Below are 3938 nucleotides of genomic sequence, written 5' to 3'. Positions count from 1 at the left end.
AGGCTAGCATGGAAATGACCAATATTCGCCCTTTTCGCCGCTTTTCCAACCTATTACCCCGTCACTTTCACTCTTAGGCTACAACCTCGTACATTCAGCCTGAGAGATCCGTTGCGGAAATAACGCCTTGCTAAGGTGTGAGTAACGCAATACAAAAGCTACCGCACAGCGCCTTAATCACATAAGCCACCGCATAGTAAAAATGCCACGCGTTACGAATCACTCTTAAGCAATTTGTTAGTACATGCGCTACTTCTATTTGTGCGCTCCAAGATATTGAAAAGCCGCATAATATGAAAGGCTTTGAACATTGAAGTGAGACGGGCACCTACAAAACTTTACCCCGATTGAAAGACGAAAGTTGGCTAGAAGAAAAAAGCGCTGAACTGCCCTACTTTCACTGGCTTCAAATTAGAAAAGGATTCTTTCCTCGTACTTCAACAGCCACACCAAAAGTAATCAAGGTTCTCTCAAAAGCCACCACGAAAATGAAGAAGCGTCAAAGAAATAGGGTAAGAGTTAGAAACCGTAAACGGTGAAATCAAAGCAAACACTCACCATATAGTGCCACCGGAAAGAACGTGAAAGGTACAAACTGAAAGGTGTAAAGACGAGCGCCAAAACAGATAAACACCAAAACTTATGACCTTTGGTGTCAAACCCGTACTAACGCCGCGTTAAGTGGTGAGCAACGCAAACCACCATACCTAAACCATTGTTCCGTAAACACTAAAACTGAATCAAACTAAAAATGCCGAGCGTTGGGAATCCGTCTTAAACGCTTTGTTAGTGTGATGGAGTTAAATGATTTAATACTGAGTGATACCAGCTTTCTAAAAATTTGAAAGCCACAACCGTAAGCCTGATACAAGCATCATGACTAAGAGTTATATAACCCTCATTGATGTCGATACCGTCGTATCGGGAAGCTAATTGTTTTACTACTGTGGTTTTAGAAAACCCCTCAATGCAAGAGTCATTGTGAACGATACAATTTCGTAGCTCGATTAATCCTTTAACATCTTGGAGGTTTGACTGATTTTCTGGTGCGGTTACACCACAAACTGTAGAGCAATATTTAATAAATCTTTCAATAGCACTACCTTTTAGATCGTTCCACTTAAGTGGCTGATCGGTTGCGACCTTGAGCTGATTACAAAAAGCAGAGAATTCCCGTTCGAGAACAATTAGTACAGTAACAATATGGCTCTTCCGAGTAACGTCGGGAAAACAGTCATAAATAAGACCGTCAGAATTACTACCAAGCTCAATACTTTCTGTTTTCTCAAGTATCAATAACAAGTCTTGTACATAACAATCCAAATCCACCAAATTACCGAAAAACTGAGTTTCATGAGGTATTTTCAAACGCACTTCCTCTTAATCACACTAACGCCCTGTTAAGGTGTGAGCAACGCAATACCGAAGTTGCTGCATACCACCTTAAACACTAAAAGCAACACATAGTAAAAATGCCACGCGTTGCGAATCACTCTTAAACAGATTGTTATGTTTTATTTTCCAGTTTAATTTGAGCATCACATACATGTAACGAATACGTTTCAGCTAAATATTCTAAGAGATTGTAAAGTAATACTTTTTGTCGCTCGTTCAAAAAGCTCAGATTAAAGCTGTACCCAATTTCTCCTAACTCTATATACAAGGGGATCATCTCAGAGAATGTTTCATGGTCAGGCTTTCTCTGAAGTACATATTTGCACACTGCGGGTAATAACCAAGCCATTCCCTCTGTGCTGACTGTCATATACTCATCGCATATAGCGTTAAGACTTGCCTTACTCGCATCTAATGCACCAACAGGTATATTTTCTTCAATTATCCGTCTTGTAATATCGGCTCTTGAAACTGAGAAAAACATATCAGTCTTCGGGCAACTCAAAGGAGGAAACTCTTTATTCAACATCTCCAAGTGCTGCTCTCTGGTCAAATATCCCCAATATTTCAATACTGAACCCTCTGTAAAACATAACGCCCTGTTAAGGGGTGAGCAACGCAATACAAAAGCCGCCGCATACCACCTTAAACACTAAAACCAACGCATAGTAAAAATGCCACGCGTTGCGAATCCCTCTTGAACAGTTTGTTAGGAGTTTTATTCATAGCGTTCACAATCTTTCGGTATGTCTATATATGTTTCATTTGCCCTCCAGTCCTGAGTCCGAGGGTCAAAGTAAAGCTCATACGTTGAGACGCTGTTATATGTACCCGATGTTATCTGATTTCCAATAGTAACTATATTTGGCTCTGAAATAGTGAAAATCCAAACATTGTCACCTGACACTAACTCAAGTCGACTATCAGAAACAAACGAAGCCTCTTCTGTAGAAAAGAACTCTCTAGGATAACTTTCACAATACCACTTTAAATTCTGACCATAAGAGCTATAGACAGTTCTCATGTTGAATTTCTCGTACAAATCTTTTGTGGTTACTTGCTCTGCTCCGTTAGAGCTGAATGCAAACAATGTTAAAACGACACTAAAAATCAATTTCATGCGCAAACTCCTAACGCCGCATTAAGGTGTGAGCGGCGCTTGGCTATACTTGAGCGAAGCGAAAGCGCCAAGCGTTGCGAATCACTCTTAAATGCTTTGTTGTACGCATCTCAAGGGATCGCATCATAGCTGTACTTACCAGCTTCCATGGTTACCCCCTTGAACTCTTTCCAAGCTTTAAGTTGCCTCTGATAGTATTCAGTACCAACTTTTAAATGTGTACCCATTGATATCAACTCTTGATCGATAATTCTAACAACCCTTGATGACGAACAAATCTCCGCTTGTTGGTATAGAAAATCAAAAACATGCGTTTTTGTCTGCTTACCTCCTAAATCTCGGAATCGTTTATCAAGTTTTGCATCAATTATTTCTTTGATTGCTAACTTTTCGTGTTCTCTCATGCGTGCGCCAAAAATGATTCCTACGACTTGGCTGAAGTCATAGTGAAATAGTCGCTGATAGTTAGTAAACGCAGACTCGCCAGAAATATACTTACTAGGTTGCGGGAGCAATAAGCGAGCTTCTTGCTCATATGCCCAACATTCATTTTTCGTTAGCAATTGACTTTGAATTTTTGCATGGAAGCCTAAGCGCTCTTCCTCAGTTTCAAACTTATATCCTGTGTTGTAGGAAGGTAAAAGACAAAAAGCATCTATTGCTTCTAGCTGATTTTCATACTCGATTGCTTGCACCTTAAATTTATTACCAATTAAACTCGTATGACCCTTACTTACTGATAGGCTATCTTTCGTTCGACTGGAACATTGATATAAGTAGCCGTCAATTGGTCGATAAATCAAACAGTAACCAGTATGACTTGCTGCATAGTGAGACCACATCAGCATTTCATTGTTACAAGTTGACAGTGAAACCGAGTACCCTGCACTAGGAGCATAAAGCGATAAAAGAGCCTTAAGTTGTTTTTGTAACTCCCCAATTTGCTGCAAATCAGCTAGATTGATTTCGCAATTTTTAAATATGCTTTCAACCACTTTTACTGAGTGTTGGTCGTACTCTTCGAGCAGTTGTTCCATTGAGATAGGACATATACTGTTAAAGTAACTCGCTGCTAGTTCTGACCACACTTCGTTTTGCCAGAGCGACTTAATGACGCGAAACCAAGTACTTTTACTATTCTCCGGAAACTCAAACTTTGACTGCATATCGATAGGATCATTTAACTCTTCTCTAGATGCAAAATACCATTCGTCATAAATGAGTCCCTTTTGAGACAAAAGCCCTGGAGAGCGATATCTATAGACATACATTTTTTATTCAATTCCTCTGAAGCGTATAACGCCCTGTTAAGGTGTGAGCAACGCATTACCGAAGCTAACGCATGCTACCTTAAACACAAAACACAACGCATAGCAAAAATGCCAAGCGTTGCGAATCACTCTTAAACAGTTTGTTAGCTGTG

The 3938-nt window shown here is 39.9% G+C and carries 4 protein-coding genes and 1 pseudogene; all 5 read right to left on the bottom strand.

Annotation, left to right across the window (positions count from 1 at the left end; genetic code table 11):
- Positions 1-786: 786 nt before the first annotated feature.
- The 5 genes and pseudogenes from ABMY42_RS26185 to ABMY42_RS26165 all read right to left on the bottom strand — a co-directional run bounded on the left by ABMY42_RS26185 (position 787) and on the right by ABMY42_RS26165 (position 3786).
- Positions 787-1374, bottom strand: coding sequence for a hypothetical protein (locus tag ABMY42_RS26185; RefSeq protein WP_349266976.1), 588 nt, complete (start codon positions 1372-1374; stop codon positions 787-789).
- Positions 1375-1507: 133 nt separating this feature from the next.
- A complete protein-coding gene (locus ABMY42_RS26180; RefSeq protein WP_349266975.1) occupies positions 1508-1966 on the bottom strand; it encodes a hypothetical protein in 459 nt (152 codons plus the stop codon).
- 31 nt (positions 1967-1997) lie between these two features.
- A pseudogene (locus ABMY42_RS26175) lies at positions 1998-2121 on the bottom strand (DUF3265 domain-containing protein).
- Entirely contained in the window at positions 2114-2515 is a 402-nt protein-coding gene (locus ABMY42_RS26170; RefSeq protein WP_053304463.1) for a hypothetical protein, read from the bottom strand. The pseudogene ABMY42_RS26175 and the gene ABMY42_RS26170 overlap by 8 nt, the downstream one beginning before the upstream one ends.
- 110 nt (positions 2516-2625) lie before the next feature.
- Positions 2626-3786, bottom strand: a complete 1161-nt coding sequence (locus tag ABMY42_RS26165) for a DUF2971 domain-containing protein (protein WP_142727310.1) — start codon at positions 3784-3786, stop codon at positions 2626-2628.
- Between the last annotated feature and the right edge of the window lie 152 nt (positions 3787-3938).

Origin of the sequence: Vibrio sp. SSH13-20 (assembly GCF_040104475.1) — a bacterium.
GTDB classification, from domain to species: Bacteria; Pseudomonadota; Gammaproteobacteria; order Enterobacterales; family Vibrionaceae; genus Vibrio; species Vibrio harveyi.
This window is presented reverse-complemented; position numbering and strand designations above follow the sequence as displayed.